This window comes from Variovorax gracilis (assembly GCF_030317115.1).
Lineage (GTDB): Bacteria > Pseudomonadota > Gammaproteobacteria > Burkholderiales > Burkholderiaceae_C > Variovorax > Variovorax gracilis.
Window position 1 is genome coordinate 469,177 of record NZ_JASZYF010000001.1, and the last position, 21,856, is coordinate 491,032.

A 21,856-nucleotide genomic window follows, 5' to 3' on the forward strand; every position below is an offset into this window, starting at 1 on the left:
CTACCGACCTTATTCACACTCCAGAAATACCGCGGATCCGGCTCCGCCGATCCGCAGGTATTGCCCCCTGCAAGGGGGTGGGCGGCCACACGAAGTGGGCAAGCCTGGGGGTTAGCCAGTTAGCCCGTCGCTGCTTCCTCGGCTTCCGGCTTTGCCTTGCCTTCCTTCTTGGCCACTGGCTGGATGTCCAGTTGCACTTCTTCCTTGTCGTCCAGGTCGACGGTCAGGCGACCACCTTCCTGCAGGCGACCGAAGAGCAGTTCGTCGGCCAGGGCACGACGGATCGTGTCCTGGATCAGACGCTGCATCGGGCGGGCGCCCATCAGCGGATCGAAACCCTTCTTCGCGAGATGCTTGCGCAGCGCGTCGGTGAACGTGACGTCGACCTTCTTCTCGGCAAGCTGGGTCTCCAGTTGCAGGAGGAACTTGTCCACCACGCGAAGGATGATCTGCTCGTCAAGCGCCTTGAAGCTCACCGTGGCGTCCAGGCGATTGCGGAACTCCGGCGTGAACAGGCGCTTGATGTCGGCCATCTCGTCGCCCGCCTGGCGCGGGTTGGTGAAGCCGATCGTCGCCTTGTTCATGGTCTCCGCACCCGCATTGGTGGTCATCACGATGATCACGTTGCGGAAGTCGGCCTTGCGCCCGTTGTTGTCGGTCAGGGTGCCGTGGTCCATGACTTGCAGCAGCACGTTGAAGATGTCCGGGTGCGCCTTCTCGATTTCGTCGAGCAGCAGCACCGCGTGCGGCTTCTTCGTGATCGCTTCGGTCAGCAGACCGCCCTGGTCGAAACCGACGTAGCCCGGAGGCGCGCCGATGAGGCGGCTCACGGCATGGCGCTCCATGTACTCCGACATGTCGAAGCGGATCAGCTCGATGCCCATGATGTAGGCAAGCTGCTTGGCCGCTTCCGTCTTGCCGACGCCCGTGGGGCCGCTGAACAGGAACGAACCGATCGGCTTGTCTTCGCGACCGAGGCCGGAACGCGCCATCTTGACCGCCGAGGCAAGCACTTCCAGGGCCTTGTCCTGGCCGAACACGACGCTCTTGAGGTCGCGCTCGATCGTCTGCAGCTTGCCGCGATCGTCGTTCGACACGTTGGCGGGGGGAATGCGCGCGATCTTCGCGACGATTTCCTCGACCTCGGTCTTGCTGATTGTCTTCTTGCGCTTGTTCGCGGGCAGGATGCGCTGGGCGGCACCGGCTTCATCGATGACGTCGATCGCCTTGTCGGGCAGATGGCGGTCATTGATGTACTTGGCGCTCAGTTCGGCGGCGGCCTGCAGTGCGGCCACGCCGTACTTCACGCCATGGTGCTCCTCGAAGCGCGACTTCAGGCCCTTCAGGATGTCCACGGTTTCCTGCACCGTCGGCTCGACCACGTCGACCTTCTGGAAGCGACGCGACAGGGCCGCATCCTTTTCGAAGATGCCGCGGTATTCGGTGAAGGTGGTGGCGCCGATGCACTTGAGCTGCCCGCTGGAGAGCGCCGGCTTGAGCAGGTTGGATGCATCGAGCGTGCCGCCCGAGGCAGCGCCGGCGCCGATCAGCGTATGGATCTCGTCGATGAACAGGATCGCATTCGGCTTGTCCTTGAGCGACTTGAGGACGCCCTTCAGGCGTTGTTCGAAATCACCGCGGTACTTGGTGCCAGCGAGCAGCGCGCCCATGTCGAGCGAGTACACGTTGGACTCGGCCAGGATTTCCGGCACGTCGCTCTGGGTGATGCGCCATGCGAGGCCTTCGGCAATCGCCGTCTTGCCCACGCCCGCCTCCCCCACCAGCAGCGGATTGTTCTTGCGGCGGCGGCACAGGATCTGGATCACGCGCTCGACCTCGTACTCGCGGCCGATGAGCGGATCGATCTTGCCTTCCTTGGCAAGCTGGTTGAGGTTCTGGGTGAACTGCTCCAGCGGAGAAGATTTCTCGTTCTTCTCGCCACCGCCCTCTTCGCCCTCGCCCGAAGACGCGTCGTTGTTGCCCTTGGCAGCTTCCGGCGGATCGCTCTTCTTGATCCCGTGCGCGATGAAGTTCACCACGTCCAGGCGCGTCACGCCCTGCTGATGCAGGTAATAGACGGCATGCGAATCCTTTTCACCGAAGATCGCGACCAGCACGTTGGCGCCGGTGACTTCCTTCTTGCCGTTGCCGGTGGACTGCACATGCATGATGGCGCGCTGGATGACGCGCTGGAAACCCAGCGTCGGCTGGGTGTCGACATCGTCGGTTCCCGCCACCTGGGGCGTGTTGTCCTTGATGAAGTTGGTGAGCGACGCGCGCAGGTCGTCGACGTTCGCCGAGCAGGCGCGCAGAACCTCTGCGGCACTCGGGTTGTCCAGCAAAGCGAGCAGCAGGTGCTCCACCGTGATGAACTCGTGGCGCTGCTGCCTGGCTTCGACAAAAGCCATGTGCAAGCTGACTTCCAGTTCCTGGGCAATCATGTGATTTCCTTTTGCCTTGCTGTAAATAATTTCTCAGATGGGTTGGAGCGCTGTTTATTCAACCGGTTCACTGACGCATTGCAACGGGTGACCGGCCTGATGGGCCGCTTCCATCACCTGATTGACCTTGGTCGCCGCCATGTCGCGGGAATAGACCCCGCACACGCCACGACCGTCGAGATGGATCTTGAGCATGATCTGCGTGGCGGTTTCCCGGTCCTTGTTGAAGAACTCCTGAATCACGACGATCACGAACTCCATCGGCGTGTAGTCGTCGTTCAGCATCACGACCTGGAACATCTGGGGCGGCGCGGTTTTCTGCGGCCGCCGTTCGAGAACGACCGCATCGCCGTCGTCCCGCCTCGGCTTCGTAGCCGGCGGCGTCTTGGGGGTCGAGGGGATTCTGGTAGCCATGAAAATCATTTTATAGAGCAGCCGCGCGTTGCACTTGCCGTAGTGACACAACTGGAGGCAGCTTTGTGACATTCAAGGCGGATGGGGCTGGAACTGCATGGTCGACACATGCAATCTACGTGCCTTCCACCCCCTGCATGCCGGTCCCCGCGCGCAAGATATGCAACAAAAAAGCCCCGGCGCCTTGCGGCTCGGGGCTTTGCTGGCAAGGGCTCCGCAGACGCCCCGCGCAACGGTTTACATGTTGTCGATCATCACCTGGCCGAAGCCAGAGCAACTCACCTGGGTGGCGCCTTCCATCAGGCGGGCGAAGTCGTAGGTGACCTTCTTGCTGGCGATGGATTTCTCCATCGAACTGATGATCAGGTCGGCCGCTTCGATCCAGCCCAGGTGGCGCAGCATCATTTCGGCGGACAGGATCTCGGAACCGGGATTCACATAGTCCTTGCCGGCGTACTTCGGGGCCGTGCCGTGGGTGGCTTCGAACATGGCAACCGTGTCGCTCAGGTTCGCGCCGGGGGCGATGCCGATGCCGCCGACCTGTGCGGCCAAGGCGTCGGACACGTAGTCGCCGTTCAGGTTCAGCGTGGCGATGACGCTGTATTCGGCCGGGCGGAGCAGAATCTGTTGCAGGAAAGCATCAGCAATTGAATCTTTTACGGTAATTTCTTTGCCCGTCTTGGGGTTCTTCAGCTTCATCCAGGGGCCGCCGTCGATCAGTTCGGCGCCGAATTCCTTGGCTGCCAGGCCATAGGCCCAGTCACGGAAACCGCCTTCGGTGAACTTCATGATGTTGCCCTTGTGCACGATCGTGACGCTGGGCTTGTCGTTGTCGATGGCGTACTGGATCGCCTTGCGCACCAGACGCTCGGTACCCTCGCGCGAAACCGGCTTGATACCGATGCCCGAGGTGTTCGGGAAGCGGATCTTCTTCACCCCGAATTCGTCCTGCAGGAACTTGATGAGCTTCTTCGCCTTGTCGCTCTCGGCTTCGAACTCGATCCCCGCGTAGATGTCTTCCGAGTTCTCGCGGAAGATCACCATATTGGTCTTGTGCGGCTCCTTCACGGGGCTGGGCACGCCCTCGAAGTACTGGATGGGCCGCAGGCACACGTACAGGTCGAGTTCCTGCCGCAACGCGACGTTCAGCGAACGGATGCCGCCGCCGACGGGGGTCGTCAGCGGACCCTTGATGGAGACCACGTAGTCACGGACGGCGTGGAGCGTTTCTTCGGGCAGCCAGACGTCCGGACCATAGACCTTGGTCGACTTCTCGCCAGCGTAGACCTCCATCCAGTGGATCTTCCTTTTGCCTCCATAGGCCTTGGCCACTGCGGCGTCCACGACCTTGAGCATCACGGGGGTGATGTCGAGGCCCGTACCGTCGCCTTCGATGAACGGAATTACCGGCTGATCGGGCACATTCAGCGAGTTGTCGGCGTTGACCGTGATCTTCTGGCCTTCGGCCGGGATTTTGATGTGCTGATAGCTGGACATGAGATCAAGGACTCCAGGAGAAATGAACGGTGGAAGACACTACGTTTCCAGCCGGCTGAATACCCTTAGAATTTTAGACGCAACCGGAGGAGCCTGAAGGATCTGTCAACCACAGCCATATTGGCTCCGTTGTTGACTGACCTTCTGCTGGCCGGGAGGCGTTTTCAACCATTTCCATTGAGGAATCCGTAATGAGCAAAGTTCTCGCAGTCATGATGGCCGGCCTGTTCGCAGCTGGCGCATACGCACAAGGCACCTCGCAAGAAGCCGCCCCCCAGACCAACACCAAGTCCCAGCAACGCGCTACCGAGCGTCGCGCCGACAAGCCCCAAGGCCAGGTCCGTCAGCCGACTGGCGACACCGCCAACACCGCTGAAGGCAGCGGCGGCCTGACCCAGAACAAGGCAACCGCCGCCGGCCAGGCACGCGCAAACACCCGCAGCGATCGCCGCCGCAACAAGGATGGCAGCGTTCGCAAGATGAACCCGCAAGGCGGCACGCCCAACTGAGTGGGTCGGTCTGCTAATGAAAAAGCGTTCTCCGGGACGCTTTTTTTTCGTCTGCTCGCGCACCGAGTCGGTCAGGTACCGTACAGGTAATTCCCCCGAATAAGAGGTAAGCTCCGAGGCCAATTGGCCATGCCCGCATCCGCGGGCATTCTTGTTTGTGTTGCCGTCCTGAAAGTCGACCCATGTTCCAGCGTTTTTTCACCTTTTTGGCACTGTCGGCCGCATTGCTGACTATTGCGCAGGCCCAGGAGCCGCAAAGCAATCTGCCACGGACCAAGCTGTCCGCCGGCATGTACCAAATCGATGCGCAAGTGGCACAGACCCCCGAACAGCGTCAGACCGGGCTGATGTTCCGCAAGGAAATGCCGCAGGCGGAAGGGATGATCTTTGTGTTCGAGCAACCGGCTACCCAATGCTTCTGGATGAAGAACACCCTGCTCCCGCTGACGGCCGCCTTTGTCGCGGATGACGGCCGGATCGTCAACCTGGTCGACATGAAGCCCCTGTCGGAGGATTCGCACTGCTCCAAGGAGCCGGTGCGCTTCGTGCTGGAGATGAACCAGGGCTGGTTCGCGCGCAAGAGCATCAAGGAAGGCAGCAAGCTAGGCGGCGAACTCTTCGCAAGCCGGCGCTGAACGCCCCCGAAAAAGAAAAAGCCGACCCAGGGTCGGCTTTTTCATGCGTGGCACGTTCGGATCAGCCGAAGTTCTTGGCCGCGAAGTCCCAGTTGACCAGCTTCGCGAGGAAAGTTTCGACGTACTTGGGGCGCAGGTTGCGATAGTCGATGTAGTAGGCGTGTTCCCAGACGTCGACGGTCAGGAGCGCCTTGTCGTCGGTCGTGAGCGGCGTGCCGGCAGCGCCGGTGTTGACGATGTCCACCGAGCCATCGGCCTTCTTCACCAGCCATGTCCACCCGGAGCCGAAGTTGCCGACGGCCGACTTCACGAATGCTTCCTTGAACGCTGCGAAGCTGCCCCACTTGGCATCGATGGCCTTGGCCAGCGCGCCGGCGGGTTCGCCGCCACCGGCGGGCTTCATGCAGTTCCAGAAGAAAGTGTGGTTCCAGATCTGGGCGGCATTGTTGTAGATGCCGCCGCTGGACTTCTTGACGATCTCCTCGAGCGTCATGTTCTCGAACTCGGTGCCCTTCTGCAGGTTGTTCAGGTTCACGACGTACGCATTGTGGTGCTTGCCGTAGTGGTATTCGAGCGTTTCCTTCGAATACTCGGGTGCCAGCGCGTCCAACGGGTATGGCAGAGGCGGAAGAACGTGTTCCATGTTTTATCTCGCGGGTTGGTTGTGGGATGGCTGATTCTAGAAAGGTAGGGGAACCATATCTTTCCGGGGCTTAGCCTAGCTTAGTTCTCACTCGGTTTTCACTGGGAAACATAGCGAAATTCGTCAGAAGCGGATTAGCGTATCTTTCCTACACTTAACCCTCTCCCTAGCGAAATCCTAGCTATGACGAACGAAACTCTGCCGAAGGTCCAAGCCTTGAGCGAAAGCCTAGCACGGACGCTGCCCCCGGGCGAGTGGCAGGACAAAACCCAGAAGAGCCTGTACTTCTATGTGTCGGCCAAGGGCACCCGGTCCTACGGGTTCTACAAGTGGTCCTCGGCTCGGCAGCAACCCATCCGCAAGTCGCTCGGGAAGTGGCCGGAAACCAAAGCTGAGGACGCCCGCAAGGAGGCGGCACGGCTGGCCGTCCTCGTGGCTGACGGGAAGGACATTACCGCCCGCACGGCCAGCAAGGCGCAGACCGTCTCCGAGTTCGCCAACGGCCACGCGGAGAAGCTCAAGCAGGAGAACCGGGCCGCATGGGAGTGGATTCGCAAGATTCTGGACTTCCACGCCCCCGATTGGTCCGCCCTGCCCCTCGACAAGCTGACCAAGGAAATGATCGCCGTGCGCCAGCGTCGGATCGCCTATGGAGACGCCTCCCACGAGCCCCGGGGGAAGCAGGCCGGGGCGGCGTTTGTAAAGGCCCTACGAGCCCTGTTCACCTATGCAGAGAAAGAGCACAACTTCGAGGGCAAGAACGTCGCCAAGCTGGTCGACAGGGCTCCGGGGGTCGCTCGGCAGCGCATCCTGTCCGAGGCGGAGCGGGTGGCAATCATCGCCACGCTCGACTCGCCCCGCTGGCTCCCCCATGTGCGCCCCTACTTCCGGCTGCTCATGCTGACCGGGGCGCGTCGGGCCAACTTGGCCGGGGCGAGGAAGGAACAGTTCAAGCTGGACGTGTCCGAATGGCGCGTCCCCGCCCGGAGCGCGAAGGGTCGCCGGGAACTGTTGGTCCACCTGCTGCCGGAGGCGGTTGAGCTGCTCCGTGCGCAGTTCGCCAGAAACCCTGAGTCTCCATGGGTCTTCCCCACGACCAGCGGTTCTAGCAGCGGCCACATCGAGGAGTTGCGGCCAGTGTGGAAAGCAATTCTCAAGGAAGCCGGGGTGTCGGACGACATCACGATCCACGATCTGCGTCGCACCTTCGGCTCTCGTCTGCTGGAGCAGGAGACGCCCATGGAGGTCGTATCGAAACTCATGGGGCATCGGAACGTGGCAACGACAGCGAAGCACTACGCATTTGTCACCGACGAGGCGGCAGCGAAGCACTTGAACCGCGCTAGCCTCTAGTCCTATTCAGAGGATCAAAGAATGAAAAAGTGGATCAAAGGAAGCCTTGTGTTTTTAGCTGGCGGTGTGACGTTCACGGTTGTCCTCTTGGCCGTGATGCTTCGCGCCGATGAACGCAAGTACTACTACGTCCAGCAATATGACGGGACTACCCTGCCGCTCGTGCTTGAAATGGTTGACCGACAGGGTTGCCAGGACCTGAGGACAACGACCCACGACATTAGGGCGCAGACCCGCCTCGCCGTCGAGACTGCGGAGCCCGTCTGCGTCCCAAAAAACTCTCAAAGGCGCAATGACCTTGTGCAGGCAGAGCAGACAGGAGCGTCCCGGGCTAGGGCCAAACAGCCAGCATCGGATTGACGCGGCGGGCGGCGTGGAAAGCCTCCCGGGTGAAGTACTGAGATTTCCGCCCCTGTAGGTATGCAATCTTCACTTGCAGGGCCGCGTCGGGGTCGAGCCCAATGTAGAGCAGATGGTGGTTGAAGGTCGTGCTCATGACGTACGCAACGTCGTTGTCCCGCATGGCCTGCATGACGATCGCAAGCATTAGCTCTCGGCACGCCTCGATGGGGGTATCGGGCAGACCCTCGCGCATCGGTTGAATGTCCGGATCATTGATCGCCCCGCCCCATGATGACTTCGGGAGGTCGAGCCCCGTATAGGAGCCGCGTTCGGCCCGGGGAAGGGTACGGATACCCTCCTCCGGTTTCGACGGCTCTGACAAAGCCTCCGAGCCCTGTGCACGCCACACACGTTCGAGGGGTCCGGCGTCGAACTCGGGGAGAGCCCTCACGATTGTTCCTCCATAGGCATTTCTGTGCGCTCCTGGCGGGGCTCTACCCGCGAGCTATCGGATATTTGGGGAGAGAGGCGTATGTTTTCCAACTGCCGGTAGGTCCAGTCCCATTGAGACTCGTCCTCGGGCAGTTGCTCACCGAAAACACGCCCGGTCATGATGCGTTCCCCCGGTCCTTTTGAGCCAAGCGCTCGATCAGTTCAGCAGCGGCTCCCATCCCCCATGCCTGCTCTGGCGTTGGGCCGGTAGACCGCTGGCGGGGGTCATAGATTTGGTTGATCCACACCGGCTGCGCGGGACGCTGCACCCGACCCATTTCGTCGGCCAGTCGGTCACCCTCCGCCGCCATGGCTTTCTCACGCTCACGCCGCTGCTCCATCGTCAGCTTGTTAAACGGAATGTCCGCGTATGGGATGGGGATGGGGGTCGAACTCATTGCTGCTCCCCCTGCGACTGCGTAGCCATTTGCCGAGCGAGTTGGGAGACAACGCTCTGGGCCATCGGCTGAAGGTGCGGGTACTGCGTAGCCAACCGCTCAAGCGCCTGTGCAGGCGGGAGAGCGCGCAAAGCATCCGACACGCTCTTGGGGATCGCAGCGCCGAGACCATCCAAGAGGAAGTTGATACCCGGGCGCGAGTACAGGACTGCGGTGAGAGCGGCAGCGCCAGCCGTGTGACCGAGAGCCCCGGCCGTGGCCGCTCCGCCGATGACGCCAGCCCCGAGCAGCGCCCTGCCCGCTGTACCGCTGTCGGGGATCGAGGCCGGGAGAACCCTACGTGCAGCCGTGTTCAGTTCGCTCCCGTCCTGGCCGAACTTCTGGGCGGCACGGTTGAATTGAAGCGGTGTGAACCGTCCACCCTGACCCATGGCGCGATCCGCAGCCTTCACGGAGGGCAGCAACTGACGATATGAACTGTTGGCCTCCTTGAGCAGACTCTTGGCGGCGGGGGTCGTCGCCTCCAGACCGTCCCGCCACGATTGCTGGAGCGCATAGAACGCTTCCCCGAGCGAGTGAGCGGAGGGGTCGGCAGCAGTGCTGAACTCCCGGGCTTGGTGACCAATTTCGGCGTCGATGGCCTTCCATGTCTTGCCGTCGATGGGCTTCCCGCTCTGTAGCTGCGGCTGGATCTTGCGAGCCACGTACTGGATCAGCTTGCCCTCTTGCTCGACCGTCAGCAGGGGAATGTCCTTCAGCGCGGCGTCGGTCGCTTGGAGAGCTTGGGTAGCTTTCGCCGGGGTCAGGAACATCTGTGGCAGCGCGAGGTCATACGCGTCCGAAATGGCCCGTTGGGCGGATTCGATCGTGTCCTCACCGGAGCCCCGGACCTTCTTGCCGAGTGGGGCCAGAGCGCGATTGATTTCGACGTTGTTGTACTGCTCCATCGAGCGAGTGCGAGCGTTGCGGATGAGGTCGCCAGCGAGCGGGATCGACATGGCCTTGTCTTCCGTGGCGCGAACCACCCTACCGGGTAGGTTGTCCCCGAACAGTTGGCCCGGCGTCGGCGTCACGCCAGCGTCGATGAGCGTTTGGGCGTCCTTCGACACGAACGGCTTGGCGACTCCTCCGAGAGCGCGGGTCAGAAGTCGCCCGCCCGCTGCGCCTGCCCCGCCGACCATTGCAGAAGTGCCCCGGTTGCCCTCGTCGGCCGTGGCTGCGGCGTACCCAGCGTTCGCAGCGATATCGCCTGCAGCGGGCGCTAGACGCCCCAGAGTGCGAGCGAGGACAGGAGCTTTCGAGATGAGCGTGCCAGCGCGGGAGATGGGGGCAGCCGTTGCGACCACTTCCGGGATCGCCTCGCCAATCGCGCCAGCGGTGCCCAGATCGGCCTTGTTCGCCTCATAGGTTGCCAGGTTGTCTCTGCGCTCCCGTGTGTCGTCCCTGCCGAGCGTTCCCATGGACAGGGAGTTGATTGGGTTGCCCGGTGGGAAGATTTGGTCACGCATCTTCGACAAGCCGCCACCGATGCCGGTCAGCACCTTCTCGGTCGTGGACATGCCCTCTGCCGTATCGACCTTGGCGGGGGCGGCAGAGGACCGGGCCTGCCGGATCGCGTTGGCGAAGGCGCGGGCGTCCTCCGCGTTGCCAGCGGCATCGGCTGCGATCAGGCCACGTTCAAGCTGTTCAAGCGTAGCCATGTACTCACCTGTACTTGTTCAGAAGGTCATCGATGTTCTTCGGGGTCGAATGCTGATCGGCTGCGGCCTTGACCGCATCGCGGATCGATGGACCCTTGGCCTGCTGCTCGAACTGCTTGCGGACACGCTCGTACACGGCCAGCTTGCGGCTGACGGGGATCGTGGGATCGCCCAACCCGCCCGAGGTCGCGGACAGGAACTTGAGGTCAGCGTCGGAGAACTGCGGGCCGAGCCCCTTGCGGTCGATGTAGCTGACCAGCTTCTTGCCCATCTGGTCAATCTCACCGGCCGCATCACCTGCGGCGGTGGAGACGCCCACAACGCCGAGCGCCTTGTCACGCACCGAGCCGACCGTGCTGGAGGTCGCCTTGGGGATGAGGGGCTTCATCTGGTCGAGCAAGTCGATGGCCTTCTCGGCGTTGTCGATGGCCTGCTTCGCGTCCTGCTGCTCCTTGAGGACGCCAGCCGACGACTTGCCACCTTGGCCAACAACGTCCTTCTGGCCGCTGAGCTTGTTCACGCGGGTGATCGTGCCACCGTCCCCTTGGAACAATTGATAGTTGCTGGCCTTGTCGCCCCCGCCACCGGCAGAGCGAACAGCATGGGCGAGCGTGGCGCGGAGGTCGCGGTTGGCGGCGTTGTCGTCGGCGCGCTGCTGGTCACGCTCACGGCGGTAGGTCAGTTCCTCCTGCTGCTTGCGCTGCGCTTCGGCAATAGCGTCGGCCTGCTTCTGCCGGCGCTCGGCGCGGGCTTCGACACGCTCCGGCTCGGTCACGAGTTGGTCGGTCGCATACGCCTTCATCAAAGGCGCGACGTTGGGAATCTGCGACCCGCGCTGAGCCCATGCCAGCTTCTCCTCCCGGGGGGCATCCGCCGCAGGCGGGTGGGATAGGTGCTCCATCGCTGCCGCTGCGGCACGGCGCTCGTAGTCGCTGGCTTCATTGTCAAGAGCCGTCTGCTTGTACTGCACCAAGGCCTGACCGAGGATGGGGAGCAACTGCTGACCCTTAGAGGGGGCCACGAAGCGCCCAGAGACCATCTGACCTTGAGGTTGGCCCTGCTGGGCGATAGCTGCGGCCTGCTCTTGAAGCTGCTTGCGGCGCTCAGCGAGGCGGAAGGCTTGGGTGGTCAGAGCCTCGTTGCCGCTGTCGAGGGCATCGCCGTCAGTGAATGCGTTGGTAATGGAAGGCATGGGGGCTCCTACTCTTGGGAATGGATAGCTGCGGCAGCTTCGATCTGCTCGCGCAAAGTCGCTTCTTTCGGCAGGGGGCAATCAGCGTCGGTCCCCATGCGCTCCTGCATCTCGCTGGTCAATTGCTCGGTGACGAACTGCTGGGTGACGCCCTGGGCGTGCTTCATGAACTCGGGGTCGGCAAGGTGGTCCGGGCGGTGCGTCTCCTTGGGCGCGAACGGCGTGGGGTAGCCGTGCCGATTGGCGACGGTCGGCTCAGACGGGCGGTAGCTGTTGCCGTTGGGCAGAAGGTCGGGACGCCAACGCATGCCCTCCTCGGCGCGCTGCATGTGACTGAGTTCAGCCAGGTACTGCGTCTGGACCTCGGGGGGCATACGCTTGATCCGCTCCAGCAGACCGGGCTTGCGAATGTCGCGCTCAAACTCTGCTTTGCTGATCGGCGTGCGATTCACGTATTTCATTTGTACGGTTCCTTCCACGGCTGGGGGGCGTTCTTGGCGAGGGATGGCTTGCGAGCGGTGGACACCGGACTCGTGCGCCGCTGGAATTCCTCAGCTTCTTCACGCTTGCGCTGGCGAAACTCTTCCTCAGTCATGTGGAATGGCTCGCCCACTACGTTCGACGCACGCCGCTGGACCGGGGGATGGTTGCCTGCACGAAGGAATGCAGCCTCTACGGTCGTGAAGCTGGGGCTCAGCGTCGGATCGGGTACGGAGCGCGGCAGGTTGGCCTTGGCGAGGTGGGCGAAGTGCATGTCGAACCGCGTCTGATCGATTCGGCGCAGTTCGACAAGGTTGGCTTCGATGTTGGCGGCGATCTGGTCATAGGCCGCAAGCATTCGATCGAAGTTGCGAGCCCGCACCACGTGCTCTGTGTTCGGGATTGGGTCCATGGTGTCGCGAGCAGCTTGATCCCAGACGCCAGCGCCGGGCGTCGGGTCCGGGGCCTCTTGGATCACGCGGAAGTCACTCACCGATGACTCCTTGCGCCGGGGGCAGCAAGTCCTCCGGCCACGGATGCTGGTTCTCACCGTATGGGTTGCCGTCGGCACCGTATGGCTTCGCCGGGGGTCTGCGCTCGCCCCAGCCGTTCGTCGGTTCGCTCTGGTGCCCGACGCGGGGGTCAACCTCTGCGACCCGGTTGCCGATAGCGTTGATCCCCGGATCGCCGACTTTGAGTTGAGGGGCGCAAACACCGGAATCCCAGCCCGCCCCTGCGCGGCGTGCCCGTGCGCGCTCGATGTCTTGATAGTCGAATGCCACGATTGGCTCCTCAATTGACGACCCAGCCGAAGCCGTTGGCCGGAATGGTGGATTGGGCGATGGAGGCGCCAGCGCCGACGACGAATGCGCCTGCGGTGATCGTTCCTGTGGCGCCCGCTGTGCAGCCCGCGACGCACACGCACCACGTCATGGCCTGATTGGTTTTGGACCGGCCCGGGGTGCCTTGCACAGCCTTGACCCCGCCCGAGGCGCTGGGGGCGTTGTCTGCTGCCGACACAGCCACGGTCAGGTCCGTCCCAGCGTGCGGATTCCACGATTCCGCGTTAGCCGCGGTGAGCGCGTTGTGCCCTATGGGCGGCTGGACGGCGATACTCGTAGGCGCGCTCAAAGCCCCGGCAATAGTCGCAGCGGCATAATCAGTGGACACTATAGATTCCCGAAATAGGCTATAGCCTATTTTCGATTAATCGTCCGAATTTCGGGGAAATATAGTCCTTTGAGGTCTATTAGGACTTCTACTTAATTTGGCGAGAACAAATGGACAAGAAATATCAAGTTTTTGTTAGCTCAACCTACACTGATCTAGTGATGGAGAGGAAGGCAGTTATCGAGAATCTTTTGCGATTGGATTGCATTCCCTCGGGGATGGAGCTATTCCGTGCCGCAAACAAAAAATCGTGGGATCTCATAAAGGGGGTTATTGACGAATGCGACTATTATCTTGTCATCGTAGGTGGGCGCTACGGATCTCAGCATGAGGACACAGATCTGAGCTACACGGAGATGGAATACCGCTACGCCGTCGAGAAGGGCAAACCCGCCGTTGGCTTCGTTCACAAGGATATAGGCGTGCTTCCCGGAAATAAGTTGGAAGAAACAGAAGCGGGTAGAGCCAAACTCTCGAAATTCACGGCGCTCGTCAAAAGTCAACAATGCGCTTTTTGGACAAATGAAAGTGATCTCGCCGCCGAGGTTGTTCTTAGCATAAACGACCTCAAGAAGACTGATCCAGCGGTCGGATGGGTCAAGGGAGATCAAGTGCCTGAGCGAGGTGCCACAGAGGAAATACTCCGATTGCGCCAAGAGATAGAAAAACTCCAATACAACATTGCGGCGACGGAAATTTCAGCAGGCAAGGGAACAGAGCAATTTTCCCAAGGCGACGATAAATTCGAGATCTCATATGCATTTGACGGCTTCAAGAGCAACCAGTTCTCAGCCGACATAAATTTCACCGCATCATTCCGCTCAAGTTGGAACGACATTTTTGCGGAATTGGCTCCTTTAATGATAGATGAAGCGTCCGAGAAACAACTGAAGGGGCAACTTAGTCAATTCTGCATCACACACAATCTTGACACTCTCTCGAAAGAAAAGAGCACCGCCCCCTATCGACTGAAAAACTTTCGAGCAGATTCGGATGATTTCCACACAATTAAGGTCCAGTTGCTTGCGCTACGACTGATTCAGAAGAGCGAGAAGAAGAAGTCGAGAAGTGTGAACGACAAGGAAACATATTGGACGCTAACTCCTCATGGGGAAAACGTCATGATGACATTGAGAGCTATTAGGCGCGCGCCGAAGGTTCACGCGGAGGGCAAAGTAGAACGCACGGCTCTCAAGATGGTCAGCGAAAATACGGCCCACTAAAGGCAAGGAGCTTAGAGAACATAATGATTAATTGGAAAACAGCGGCGACGACATTGGTAGTTGCCGCATCTTGTATTGGCCAGACCGTGCAAGCAGTGGAGGCACGGGGCATGCGGTCGTGTGGGACTTGGACCAAGGAAAGGGCCGTTCAAGGAGTTGACCACTTCGTTTCTGAGGCGTGGTTGCTCGGCTATTTATCCGGCATGGCTTTTGTCAGCAGCAAAAACATTTTGAAAGGGACAGATAATGACTCCCTGTACCTTTGGATGGATAACTATTGCAAGGCCAACCCGCTCAAGGATGAGGCTGACGGGGCTAACGATCTGTACTTCGAGCTGGTGAGGCAAAAGAGGATGTGAGCATTACAAATTGTTGGTGGCAGGCTCTGTGGGTTTCGGGTGCAGGTTCCGCAAGGCCGACCAGTGACATGAGAGGCACCCCCACCCGCCCATTTGCGCCCATGTGGGAACGGCATTGCCAAGTGCTTTTCACATGCCGCTGACTCAAAAGAATGTCAGCACGCCGCCCGGCCAGCCAGCAGCAGGCAGAGCCAGAGAAGACAGAGGGCAAAACCTCTCCGCTCTCCACCCGCCCGGCTCACTCGGTTCCGCGTCGGATTCGCTTTGTCAGTGCAGATCAATGACTTAGCTCCGCGTGGCTAGGCAGTGAACTAGTCGTCAGTCCCGGCAAAGGGGTCGCGGCGCTTTGCGGCAGGCAATTCAGGCGCTTCGGGCTGCTCCGTGCCGAGCTTGGCGTACATCGCCTGCGCCGCCTCATAAATCTCCGGGTGCGCGGTCAGGAAGTCGTGGATCATTTGCCGTAGCGCCTGCGGGTGGTCGACCCACGGCGAGTCGTCGTCCGGGCTAATGTCGCGTGACGCCACGGTCACGATCTGGTACGACAGCCGCTGGGCCTTGAGCCACGTAGGCATCGGCATTTCGTCAGCCTTCTGGTTCGGATCGTTCACGCCCTCAGGCGGCAGAGAACGAACGAGCAACTTCGACAGTAGCTCGGGGTTCGCCTTCAGGAAATCGACGCCTCCTACTGCCGCGTAGGCCCTTGCAGAGTCATTTCTAAGCTGCTGGCGGAGCGACACATCGGGATCGACCTCCGGTGGGGGCACGGCTACCACTGGCGGACGGGGCTTCCCCACGTCTCCGACATCGCACAGACCATTGTTTACATCGTCAATTGACCAAAACATTTGAATTTCTCCGAATTTTCATGGGGGAACACATCAATAGGGGCGGCTAGGGGCGGCTAGGGGCGGGTATTTCTACTTGTTGTCTAATTAAAAATCGATCGAACGAATTTATATAACACTTCCCGGAAAAGCGCCCCTAGCCGCCCCTCCCGCCCCTAATGCTTAGCACCTCTGGCGGTTTTCACTATTCCTTTCAAAGCCCTCACGCCGCCCGTTCCTTTGCCCGCTTCGATCCGACCTTTGCCGTAATCAATAAGCCTCTTGCTAAAGATCGCAGACGAGACGGCTTTCATGCCCTCCATCTCGCACCAGTGGGCAAAGGACGCGAACACCTCGGTGCTAGGCGTCTTGCCGTTCGGGTCAAACTCCCAGCCCTCGTCGTCCATCCAGCGACCGAGCTTGTCTTGCGCTCCCCTGTAGGCGTCGGCATTGCGCACCAGATCGGCAGGCGGGCGCGGCAACCCTTCGCGCTCCAATTCGACGCCACCTTGGATCGCCCACCAGAGCAGCCACCGCAGGGCGTCAGGGTCGCGCCCCTCGGCCATCACATCCCTTAGCCACGGGTCAGCCTCGGGCAACGAAGGGTCATCGCCATCCGTCGCAGAGAGCACACCGGGCCGACGCCAGCGCAGGGCGAAGGGGAACGGGGCCAGCCGATCCCACAGGGCAGCGTCACCCGCCGCAATGTTGGGCAGCGCGTTGGTCAGCAGCACGGGGGTGAACGTCACGGCGTACTCGCCGCCGTCCTGGTAGTTCGCCCGGACGTTGATCTTGTCCCCGCCGGTGAGGGCCTTCACGCGGGCCTCATCCAAGTACTGCGTGTCACTGCTCTCGTTGGCGAAGACCATGCGAGCGCCGACCGCTTTGGCGAGGAACGGCGATGCACTCTCAGCGTCACGCCCGCGAATCGACGTCATGAGCGATCCGGCAGGCACGTTCACGGCGTAGTCGCCTAGCGCATGACCAAGGGACTTCGCCAGCACGCTCTTGCCGTTGGCCCCCTGCCCGTGCCAAATCTCCAGCGATTGGAGGGCATTGCGACCGCGCAGGGCCGCACCGATCCGCAGACTCAGCCACCGCTCCCGCTCGGCGTCGACATGACCGTGCTGTAGGCCGGTGATCCCCTCGATGAAGTACGCAGCGCGGGCAGCGCCCTCGGTCCCTTGCGGCTCGGAGCCGTCATATGAAACCGCGCAGCGCTTGAGGATCATGTCTTCTTGCTGCTCGGGGCGGACCTCGCCAGTGCGCAGATCCACGATGCCGTTCTGGACCGCGAGCACGTCAGGGTCAGCATCAAAGTCGGCCATGGTGGCGTGGAGCATCCGGCGCTCGGCAGCGTCCTTGAGCATGGTCTGCCTCCCGGGCACGGAGGAACACTTCGCCTCGGCGTGCTTGCGGTAGCGACCGGCCTTCTTGACCAGCGCGTCTCGCTTTGCCGCGTGGGCGTCGTCAGCGGGCATCCCCGACGCCATCAGCTCGAATCGATCAGCCAGCAGGAAGTAATGGCGCGCGACCACGTTGGTCATCTCGTAGGGCGTCGAGCCCATGTTGTGCCACCGCGTGCCGTCCCACTTCACCCACTCGCCCACGTCAGTTAGGTGGCGCAGGTTGTTGCGACCGATCAGACGCACAAGCAGGGAAGCGTTGCCGCGGTCGGTCAGGTCCGTCAGGCTCTGGTTGAACTTGTCCTGCGACGCCAGCGCCCATTTCTTTGCCTCTTCCAGTTCTGTGACTGGGACCTGCGGCAGCGCAAAGATTTCCTTGATGACCTGCTTCTGGTCGGGCCAGTATTCGCGGTCGGTGTTGTACTTGGCGACGAACCAATCGTCATAGCCACGCTTCTTGCCCTTCTCATCGACGCCAAAGTCAGGGAACCGGGCCTGCACACCGTAGCTGTCGAGTTCAACGGCATAGGTCGCCAGCGCTCTCGCCACGTTCGGGTTGCTCGCCCAATCGCCGTCAAACAGAGCCAGGTGGACTTTCCCCGGGCGGCAACCGTCGAGGATGTCGAGGCGTACGGTCTTGCTGTCCACGCCGTCCTCACCATCGCCGCCGCTCTCTGCGAAGTCCCAGCAGCTATCCATCACCATCGTCGGGATGCCGGTCGTGAGCTCGAACAACACCGACTTTTTCAGCCCCTCGACAGAGGCATTCATGTTGCCGCTGTTGAACTCGACAACCGAGCCGACGCAGGTGCTGGGCGCACGCTTGCCCTTCGGCCCTATGTACTTGTTCTCGTCCCTGTCGATGCGATCCTTGTAGTAGTCAAGGTCATACCAAAGCCTGTACTTGGCTTGCCCATCGTCGGTCAGGGGCTGCGGCTTCGGCGTGATCTTGAAATCCGAAGGCACGAGGCCAGACCGCATCAGATCGGCCAGCATGAAGGCTTCGGACGTGGCGTTCATGGTGGTCACGTTCGGCAGCGCACTCATTAATTTCTCCTCAACTTGCGCTCGGCCACCATGCGACCGCGCCAGTCCCAGAGGGCCTCGCCGGTGCGCGGGACGATGCCGATGCGGTAGGCGAACGCGACATAACCGGGGGCCAGGACGCGGGGCGCTGGGCTGGGCTCGGGTGGCTCGATGCGCTCAGCCTTGATCTTCACCATGCGCCTCTTCCAATCGCGAAGGTTGTCGTCCATGGCTCACTTCTCCGCCATGCGCCGGTTGAACTCAGCGATCGTTTCGTCGTGAGTTCGATACACGCCCTTCGCCCGCTCATGGGCAATCTCCATCGTGATTTGCTCGGACCTATGGACCTCGGCTTGCCGCTTCAACTTGGCGGATTCCCGCTCCATTTCTTCCAGCTGGGCGCGATCCCGGCGTGCCTTCGCCAGCTTCTGCTCTGCCCTGCGCACCTGCTCGTCGGCGCGCCAGTTCTTGATACTTGCGGCCCAGTGCTCCACGTCCTCGGGCATCCATGCCTGACGGCCCAAGACACGCTGCTGGAGCGGGGTCGGCAACGGGGGCAAATCCTTCATGTAAATCATGGCCCCGAGGGAGACAGGGGCGATCCCAGCCGCATCGGCAAAGTGATCACGGCCGCAATAAATTCCACCGATCAATTCAAGCATTTGAAACTCCAAATAAAAGAAAACCCTGTAATAGAATGATCGCCAAAGCGGTTTCTATTACAGGGCCTAAGTAAATCCAACCTATCCGCTTTCGCCGGTTCTAATTCTAAAAGCGGAGCTATATTTAGGGCGATCTATATAGCCATGTAGCTATACTTTCGTTATTGCTCGACCAGCCTCAGCGACGCAATAACCTCGTCGCGCTTGTAGAGAATGCGTTTCCCAAACCGATATCGGGGCGGCAGATAGCTTTTGCGTTTGTTATAGGCAACGTGAAGCGCTCCGGGCGTAGTGCGCAGGAGGGCGGCAACCTCTTTGGTCGTGAGATATTCAGACATCGCAAACCTCCGGGGGCGCGCCAAATTCCAGACGTTGCTCGACCCATGCGACGATTTCCTGCCACTCGGCCGTGCCTTTCTTGTAGCAATCCCAGTTGTCGGGGTGCTCCGTGCTGATGCCCGCCTCCCGAGTTTTGACGTTCGTGTACATGTAGAAGTACCGGTTGTAGACCGTGGTCCGAACCCACTCCTCAAAGGAGCAAGTTGAGTCCGGGTGGTTGTCCATCCACCAGTCGTACATGTCGGGCGCGGCGAACTTGATCCGCTCAGCCACTTGCTTAATCGGCGCACGGTCCGCAATTGCTCTGTTCTCCGCTGCCCCGTATGGGCCCAGAAGCGACTCATAAACGCGGAAGATCAGGTACTTGTATTCCAGCGGCCACCGACCTCTCGGCGCGTTGCTCCCCGGATGGTTGCCGCCAAGAATGCGGCGCTTGGGGCGGAATTTGGGCGCGGCTTCGCCCAGAGCGATTTCAGACATGGGAACCCTCGAAATGACATCGGCCTGCCACGGGGCCAAGAGCCAGAATGGGCTCGCTCATTCCGAGGTTTGTTGAAATACCTTCGGGAACAACGTGTAGTCGAAGTGGCTGGGGAGGTGGCACTCCCGCGAGGTTCCGACGCCCCCGAGTCTACCGGCGTTCACTTGGAACGCAACGATTAACCGTTGTAGCTGCGCGTGATCGTTATGCGACTATATTCACATATGAATAGGTATGAGATGGCTTTACTGCCACCAATCAAGCCACTCAGAATTAATTGTTAGGCGGAATGTCCCGTCATTTCTGGAGCTTAACCATGCCTAACTTCAACATCACCATTGGCGCCCCCTCGGCAACTCGTCTCTCCAATGTCTCGGCCAGCAAATACAACGTCGCTCCCCGGACCAATGAATTCAAGTGCACCGTGAACGGCGTCGAGCAGCCCGCATGGACCACCGAGGGGCGCGGGAGCCACTACCTGTACTTCAAGCAGGATGACACGCTGTACTACGTGAAGGTGACCGGCCCGGGCGAACTGACCGCCGCTCGCCAGTCCCTGATCGTGACCACGGACGCGTACGAGGAAGTCATGGCGAAGATCGACCCGAAGCCAGCCAAGCGCCGTGGCCGGGCGAAGGCGTCCGCGTGACGCATAGCGGAGACATAGCTAAAATAGCCCCGCTCCGAGGGAGAACGGCATTCTAGAAAGGAATTACGCACCGGGCGTCGGACGCGTTCCCATTGTCCCCGACTGCATCACCTTGAGATCGACCGTACCGTCGGCGAGCCGCGCATGCACGTCATCGCCGGCGGCCAGCCGCCGCACGCTGGTGACGGCGTGGCCCTCCGCGTTCGTGAGCCACGCATAACCCCGCTGCAGCACCAGTGCCGGATCGAGCAATTGCAGGCGTAGCGCCGCTCTGTCAAGGCGTTCGTGCTGCCGAACGAATGCGGCGCGAAACCTCTGCGGCAACTCGGCTTGCAGCATCTGCTGCGCCTGCGCGAAGCGCCCCGTTCGAGACAGCACGGCGTAGTGCAGGCGTTGCGCACTGTGGGCAAGGTGGAGTTTTTGCCGCCCGACCAGCGAAGACGGACGTCCGAGCCGGCTGGCCGCGACGTCAAGACGCTGGTTCGACGCGTCGACGCGCGCAGCGATCGACTCCCGCAGCCGTTCGTCCAACAGTTCGAGCGCGCCGAGCCACAGGTCCCGTGGCGCTGCGACGAGTTCGGCAGCGGCGGTCGGCGTCGGCGCGCGCACGTCGGCGCAAAAGTCGGCGATGGTGAAGTCGGTCTCATGGCCGACACCGGTGATCACCGGCACCGGGCTCTGGACGATGGTGCGCGCCAGTTGCTCGTCATTGAAAGACCACAAATCCTCGATGGAGCCGCCCCCGCGCACCAGCAGGATGACGTCGACCTGCGGCCGCAGCCTGTAAAGCGATTGCAACGCGCCCGCAAGTTCGGCGGCGGACTGCGCGCCCTGCACCGCCGCAGGCGCGACCACCACGGAGATGTGCGGCACGCGGCGACGCAAGGCGGTGACGACGTCGTGGAGCGCCGCCGCACCGAGCGAAGTCACCAGCCCGATGGAGTGCGGCATGGTGGGCAGTGGTCGCTTGCGCGCGCTGTCGAAGAGCCCTTCCGCTTCGAGCCGCGCCTTGCGTTGCATGAATTGCTCGAACAATGCGCCCTGACCGGCCCGGCGCAGGCTCTCCACAACCAGTTGCAGGTCGCCGCGCGGCTCGTAGACCGCCAGCCGGCCTCGCACCTCGACCTGATCGCCATCGCGGGGCGAAAAATCGAGAAGGCTCGCGGCACGCCGGAACATGGCGCAGCGCAACTGGCCGAATTCATCCTTCAGCGCGAAGTAGCAATGCCCGCTGGCGGCTCGAGAAAAACCGGAGATTTCCCCCCGCACTGTGACGGGGTTGAAGCGTGCATCAAGCGCGTCCGCGACCGCCCGGCAAAGCGCGCCAACAGCCCAGATTCGGCCTCCGGACGCAGGTGTTTGCTCACGTTCACTCATGCCGGGACCGCTTGACGCGTAACGATTCGTCCACAAGGGGACCCAAGGTCACCATCACCGCCCCATGGCGTGCAGCAAGAGCGCAAGTCCTCGTGCAAGTTATTGATTTGATTGGAAAAAGTGCTGCTCAATTTTCGGCCTAACCAATGAAACGCCCAGCCAGTGCGGGTCCTGGCGAGTTGCCCTGCGTGTTAGTCACAAAGTTATCCACAGATTGTGTGAGTCTTCGCCTACGTGAAAGACA

26 protein-coding genes are annotated in these 21,856 nt (G+C 61.2%); 7 read left to right on the forward strand and 19 right to left on the reverse strand.

Going from position 1 to position 21,856, the window contains the following annotated elements; all coding sequences use genetic code 11:
• Positions 1–119 precede the first annotated feature (119 nt).
• From clpA to icd, 3 genes are all read right to left on the reverse strand, one after another.
• Entirely contained in the window at positions 120–2,441 is a 2,322-nt protein-coding gene (gene clpA, locus QTH97_RS02225; RefSeq protein WP_286566359.1) for an ATP-dependent Clp protease ATP-binding subunit ClpA, read from the reverse strand.
• Between the two features lie 54 nt (positions 2,442–2,495).
• Positions 2,496–2,855 carry an ATP-dependent Clp protease adapter ClpS gene (gene clpS, locus QTH97_RS02230; protein WP_286566361.1) on the reverse strand — a complete coding sequence of 120 codons (360 nt, stop codon included), beginning with the start codon at positions 2,853–2,855 and terminating at the stop codon, positions 2,496–2,498.
• Between the two features lie 237 nt (positions 2,856–3,092).
• Positions 3,093–4,352, reverse strand: a complete 1,260-nt coding sequence (icd, locus tag QTH97_RS02235; RefSeq protein ID WP_286566363.1) for an NADP-dependent isocitrate dehydrogenase — start codon at positions 4,350–4,352, stop codon at positions 3,093–3,095.
• A gap of 191 nt (positions 4,353–4,543) precedes the next feature.
• Here icd and QTH97_RS02240 point away from each other — a divergent pair, with 191 nt between their 5' ends.
• Positions 4,544–4,861, forward strand: coding sequence for a cell envelope biogenesis protein TolA (locus QTH97_RS02240; protein ID WP_286566365.1), 318 nt, complete (start codon positions 4,544–4,546; stop codon positions 4,859–4,861).
• 182 nt (positions 4,862–5,043) lie between these two features.
• A complete protein-coding gene (locus QTH97_RS02245; RefSeq protein ID WP_286566367.1) occupies positions 5,044–5,496 on the forward strand; it encodes a DUF192 domain-containing protein in 453 nt (150 codons plus the stop codon).
• Positions 5,497–5,557: 61 nt separating this feature from the next.
• On the opposite strand, the gene QTH97_RS02250 is transcribed toward QTH97_RS02245, so the two are convergent.
• Complete coding sequence (locus QTH97_RS02250) at positions 5,558–6,139, reverse strand: superoxide dismutase (protein WP_286566369.1); 582 nt, start codon at positions 6,137–6,139, stop codon at positions 5,558–5,560.
• A 183-nt stretch (positions 6,140–6,322) separates the two neighbouring features.
• On the opposite strand from QTH97_RS02250, the gene QTH97_RS02255 reads away from it, so the two are divergent.
• Together QTH97_RS02255 and QTH97_RS02260 are read left to right on the forward strand one after the other, a co-directional pair.
• Complete coding sequence (locus tag QTH97_RS02255; RefSeq protein WP_286566371.1) at positions 6,323–7,492, forward strand: tyrosine-type recombinase/integrase; 1,170 nt, start codon at positions 6,323–6,325, stop codon at positions 7,490–7,492.
• Between the two features lie 21 nt (positions 7,493–7,513).
• Positions 7,514–7,852: a hypothetical protein gene (locus QTH97_RS02260; RefSeq protein WP_286566373.1), complete on the forward strand. Its 339-nt coding sequence runs from the start codon at positions 7,514–7,516 to the stop codon at positions 7,850–7,852.
• On the opposite strand, the gene QTH97_RS02265 is transcribed toward QTH97_RS02260, so the two are convergent.
• The 8 genes from QTH97_RS02265 to QTH97_RS02300 form a co-directional block, all read right to left on the reverse strand.
• On the reverse strand, positions 7,824–8,285 hold the full coding sequence (locus tag QTH97_RS02265) for a hypothetical protein (RefSeq protein WP_286566374.1): 462 nt from the start codon (positions 8,283–8,285) through the stop codon (positions 7,824–7,826). The two genes, QTH97_RS02260 and QTH97_RS02265, sit on opposite strands and share 29 nt — an antisense overlap.
• Positions 8,286–8,442: 157 nt before the next feature.
• Positions 8,443–8,724 (reverse strand): hypothetical protein, encoded by a 282-nt coding sequence (locus QTH97_RS02270; RefSeq protein WP_286566375.1) that lies wholly within the window; start codon positions 8,722–8,724, stop codon positions 8,443–8,445.
• A complete protein-coding gene (locus QTH97_RS02275; protein ID WP_286566377.1) occupies positions 8,721–10,424 on the reverse strand; it encodes a hypothetical protein in 1,704 nt (567 codons plus the stop codon). The genes QTH97_RS02270 and QTH97_RS02275 overlap by 4 nt, the downstream gene beginning before the upstream one ends.
• Positions 10,425–10,428: 4 nt before the next feature.
• The gene (locus QTH97_RS02280) at positions 10,429–11,616 is read right to left on the reverse strand and encodes a hypothetical protein (RefSeq protein WP_286566379.1); all 1,188 of its coding nucleotides are present in this window, start codon (positions 11,614–11,616) and stop codon (positions 10,429–10,431) included.
• A gap of 8 nt (positions 11,617–11,624) precedes the next feature.
• A complete protein-coding gene (locus QTH97_RS02285) occupies positions 11,625–12,077 on the reverse strand; it encodes a hypothetical protein (protein WP_286566380.1) in 453 nt (150 codons plus the stop codon).
• The gene (locus tag QTH97_RS02290; RefSeq protein ID WP_286566382.1) at positions 12,074–12,589 is read right to left on the reverse strand and encodes a hypothetical protein; all 516 of its coding nucleotides are present in this window, start codon (positions 12,587–12,589) and stop codon (positions 12,074–12,076) included. Before QTH97_RS02290 ends, QTH97_RS02285 begins: the two co-directional genes overlap by 4 nt.
• Positions 12,582–12,878: a hypothetical protein gene (locus tag QTH97_RS02295; RefSeq protein WP_286566384.1), complete on the reverse strand. Its 297-nt coding sequence runs from the start codon at positions 12,876–12,878 to the stop codon at positions 12,582–12,584. The genes QTH97_RS02290 and QTH97_RS02295 overlap by 8 nt, the downstream gene beginning before the upstream one ends.
• 10 nt (positions 12,879–12,888) lie before the next feature.
• Positions 12,889–13,122, reverse strand: a complete 234-nt coding sequence (locus QTH97_RS02300; RefSeq protein ID WP_286566386.1) for a hypothetical protein — start codon at positions 13,120–13,122, stop codon at positions 12,889–12,891.
• Between the two features lie 254 nt (positions 13,123–13,376).
• On the opposite strand from QTH97_RS02300, the gene QTH97_RS02305 reads away from it, so the two are divergent.
• Together QTH97_RS02305 and QTH97_RS02310 are read left to right on the forward strand one after the other, a co-directional pair.
• Positions 13,377–14,489: a DUF4062 domain-containing protein gene (locus tag QTH97_RS02305; protein ID WP_286566388.1), complete on the forward strand. Its 1,113-nt coding sequence runs from the start codon at positions 13,377–13,379 to the stop codon at positions 14,487–14,489.
• Between the two features lie 23 nt (positions 14,490–14,512).
• On the forward strand, positions 14,513–14,848 hold the full coding sequence (locus QTH97_RS02310) for a hypothetical protein (protein WP_286566390.1): 336 nt from the start codon (positions 14,513–14,515) through the stop codon (positions 14,846–14,848).
• A gap of 311 nt (positions 14,849–15,159) precedes the next feature.
• Here QTH97_RS02310 and QTH97_RS02315 read toward each other — a convergent pair whose 3' ends face one another.
• From QTH97_RS02315 to QTH97_RS02340, 6 genes are all read right to left on the reverse strand, one after another.
• The gene (locus QTH97_RS02315; protein ID WP_286566391.1) at positions 15,160–15,693 is read right to left on the reverse strand and encodes a hypothetical protein; all 534 of its coding nucleotides are present in this window, start codon (positions 15,691–15,693) and stop codon (positions 15,160–15,162) included.
• A gap of 155 nt (positions 15,694–15,848) precedes the next feature.
• Positions 15,849–18,125: a DNA primase family protein gene (locus tag QTH97_RS02320; protein WP_286566392.1), complete on the reverse strand. Its 2,277-nt coding sequence runs from the start codon at positions 18,123–18,125 to the stop codon at positions 15,849–15,851.
• Positions 18,125–18,334 (reverse strand): hypothetical protein, encoded by a 210-nt coding sequence (locus QTH97_RS02325; RefSeq protein WP_286566393.1) that lies wholly within the window; start codon positions 18,332–18,334, stop codon positions 18,125–18,127. The genes QTH97_RS02320 and QTH97_RS02325 overlap by 1 nt, the downstream gene beginning before the upstream one ends.
• Before the next feature lie 3 nt (positions 18,335–18,337).
• Positions 18,338–18,766: a hypothetical protein gene (locus QTH97_RS02330; RefSeq protein ID WP_286566395.1), complete on the reverse strand. Its 429-nt coding sequence runs from the start codon at positions 18,764–18,766 to the stop codon at positions 18,338–18,340.
• Positions 18,767–18,927: 161 nt separating this feature from the next.
• Positions 18,928–19,104, reverse strand: a complete 177-nt coding sequence (locus QTH97_RS02335) for a helix-turn-helix domain-containing protein (RefSeq protein ID WP_286566396.1) — start codon at positions 19,102–19,104, stop codon at positions 18,928–18,930.
• Positions 19,097–19,585 (reverse strand): hypothetical protein, encoded by a 489-nt coding sequence (locus QTH97_RS02340; protein ID WP_286566397.1) that lies wholly within the window; start codon positions 19,583–19,585, stop codon positions 19,097–19,099. Before QTH97_RS02340 ends, QTH97_RS02335 begins: the two co-directional genes overlap by 8 nt.
• A gap of 317 nt (positions 19,586–19,902) precedes the next feature.
• Here QTH97_RS02340 and QTH97_RS02345 point away from each other — a divergent pair, with 317 nt between their 5' ends.
• Positions 19,903–20,235, forward strand: coding sequence for a hypothetical protein (locus tag QTH97_RS02345; protein ID WP_286566398.1), 333 nt, complete (start codon positions 19,903–19,905; stop codon positions 20,233–20,235).
• Between the two features lie 63 nt (positions 20,236–20,298).
• Here QTH97_RS02345 and xseA read toward each other — a convergent pair whose 3' ends face one another.
• On the reverse strand, positions 20,299–21,612 hold the full coding sequence (gene xseA, locus QTH97_RS02350; protein ID WP_286566399.1) for an exodeoxyribonuclease VII large subunit: 1,314 nt from the start codon (positions 21,610–21,612) through the stop codon (positions 20,299–20,301).
• Between the last annotated feature and the right edge of the window lie 244 nt (positions 21,613–21,856).

Coding starts and splice junctions, on each gene's coding strand:
- clpA (WP_286566359.1), bottom strand. CDS start 2,441: ATGATTGCCCAGGAACTGGAAGTCAGCTTGCACATGGCTTTTGTCGAA.
- clpS (WP_286566361.1), bottom strand. CDS start 2,855: ATGGCTACCAGAATCCCCTCGACCCCCAAGACGCCGCCGGCTACGAAG.
- icd (WP_286566363.1), bottom strand. CDS start 4,352: ATGTCCAGCTATCAGCACATCAAAATCCCGGCCGAAGGCCAGAAGATC.
- QTH97_RS02240 (WP_286566365.1), top strand. CDS start 4,544: ATGAGCAAAGTTCTCGCAGTCATGATGGCCGGCCTGTTCGCAGCTGGC.
- QTH97_RS02245 (WP_286566367.1), top strand. CDS start 5,044: ATGTTCCAGCGTTTTTTCACCTTTTTGGCACTGTCGGCCGCATTGCTG.
- QTH97_RS02250 (WP_286566369.1), bottom strand. CDS start 6,139: ATGGAACACGTTCTTCCGCCTCTGCCATACCCGTTGGACGCGCTGGCA.
- QTH97_RS02255 (WP_286566371.1), top strand. CDS start 6,323: ATGACGAACGAAACTCTGCCGAAGGTCCAAGCCTTGAGCGAAAGCCTA.
- QTH97_RS02260 (WP_286566373.1), top strand. CDS start 7,514: ATGAAAAAGTGGATCAAAGGAAGCCTTGTGTTTTTAGCTGGCGGTGTG.
- QTH97_RS02270 (WP_286566375.1), bottom strand. CDS start 8,724: ATGAGTTCGACCCCCATCCCCATCCCATACGCGGACATTCCGTTTAAC.
- QTH97_RS02275 (WP_286566377.1), bottom strand. CDS start 10,424: ATGGCTACGCTTGAACAGCTTGAACGTGGCCTGATCGCAGCCGATGCC.
- QTH97_RS02280 (WP_286566379.1), bottom strand. CDS start 11,616: ATGCCTTCCATTACCAACGCATTCACTGACGGCGATGCCCTCGACAGC.
- QTH97_RS02285 (WP_286566380.1), bottom strand. CDS start 12,077: ATGAAATACGTGAATCGCACGCCGATCAGCAAAGCAGAGTTTGAGCGC.
- QTH97_RS02305 (WP_286566388.1), top strand. CDS start 13,377: ATGGACAAGAAATATCAAGTTTTTGTTAGCTCAACCTACACTGATCTA.
- QTH97_RS02310 (WP_286566390.1), top strand. CDS start 14,513: ATGATTAATTGGAAAACAGCGGCGACGACATTGGTAGTTGCCGCATCT.
- QTH97_RS02315 (WP_286566391.1), bottom strand. CDS start 15,693: ATGTTTTGGTCAATTGACGATGTAAACAATGGTCTGTGCGATGTCGGA.
- QTH97_RS02320 (WP_286566392.1), bottom strand. CDS start 18,125: ATGAGTGCGCTGCCGAACGTGACCACCATGAACGCCACGTCCGAAGCC.
- QTH97_RS02325 (WP_286566393.1), bottom strand. CDS start 18,334: ATGGACGACAACCTTCGCGATTGGAAGAGGCGCATGGTGAAGATCAAG.
- QTH97_RS02330 (WP_286566395.1), bottom strand. CDS start 18,766: ATGCTTGAATTGATCGGTGGAATTTATTGCGGCCGTGATCACTTTGCC.
- QTH97_RS02335 (WP_286566396.1), bottom strand. CDS start 19,104: ATGTCTGAATATCTCACGACCAAAGAGGTTGCCGCCCTCCTGCGCACT.
- QTH97_RS02340 (WP_286566397.1), bottom strand. CDS start 19,585: ATGTCTGAAATCGCTCTGGGCGAAGCCGCGCCCAAATTCCGCCCCAAG.
- QTH97_RS02345 (WP_286566398.1), top strand. CDS start 19,903: ATGCCTAACTTCAACATCACCATTGGCGCCCCCTCGGCAACTCGTCTC.
- xseA (WP_286566399.1), bottom strand. CDS start 21,612: ATGAGTGAACGTGAGCAAACACCTGCGTCCGGAGGCCGAATCTGGGCT.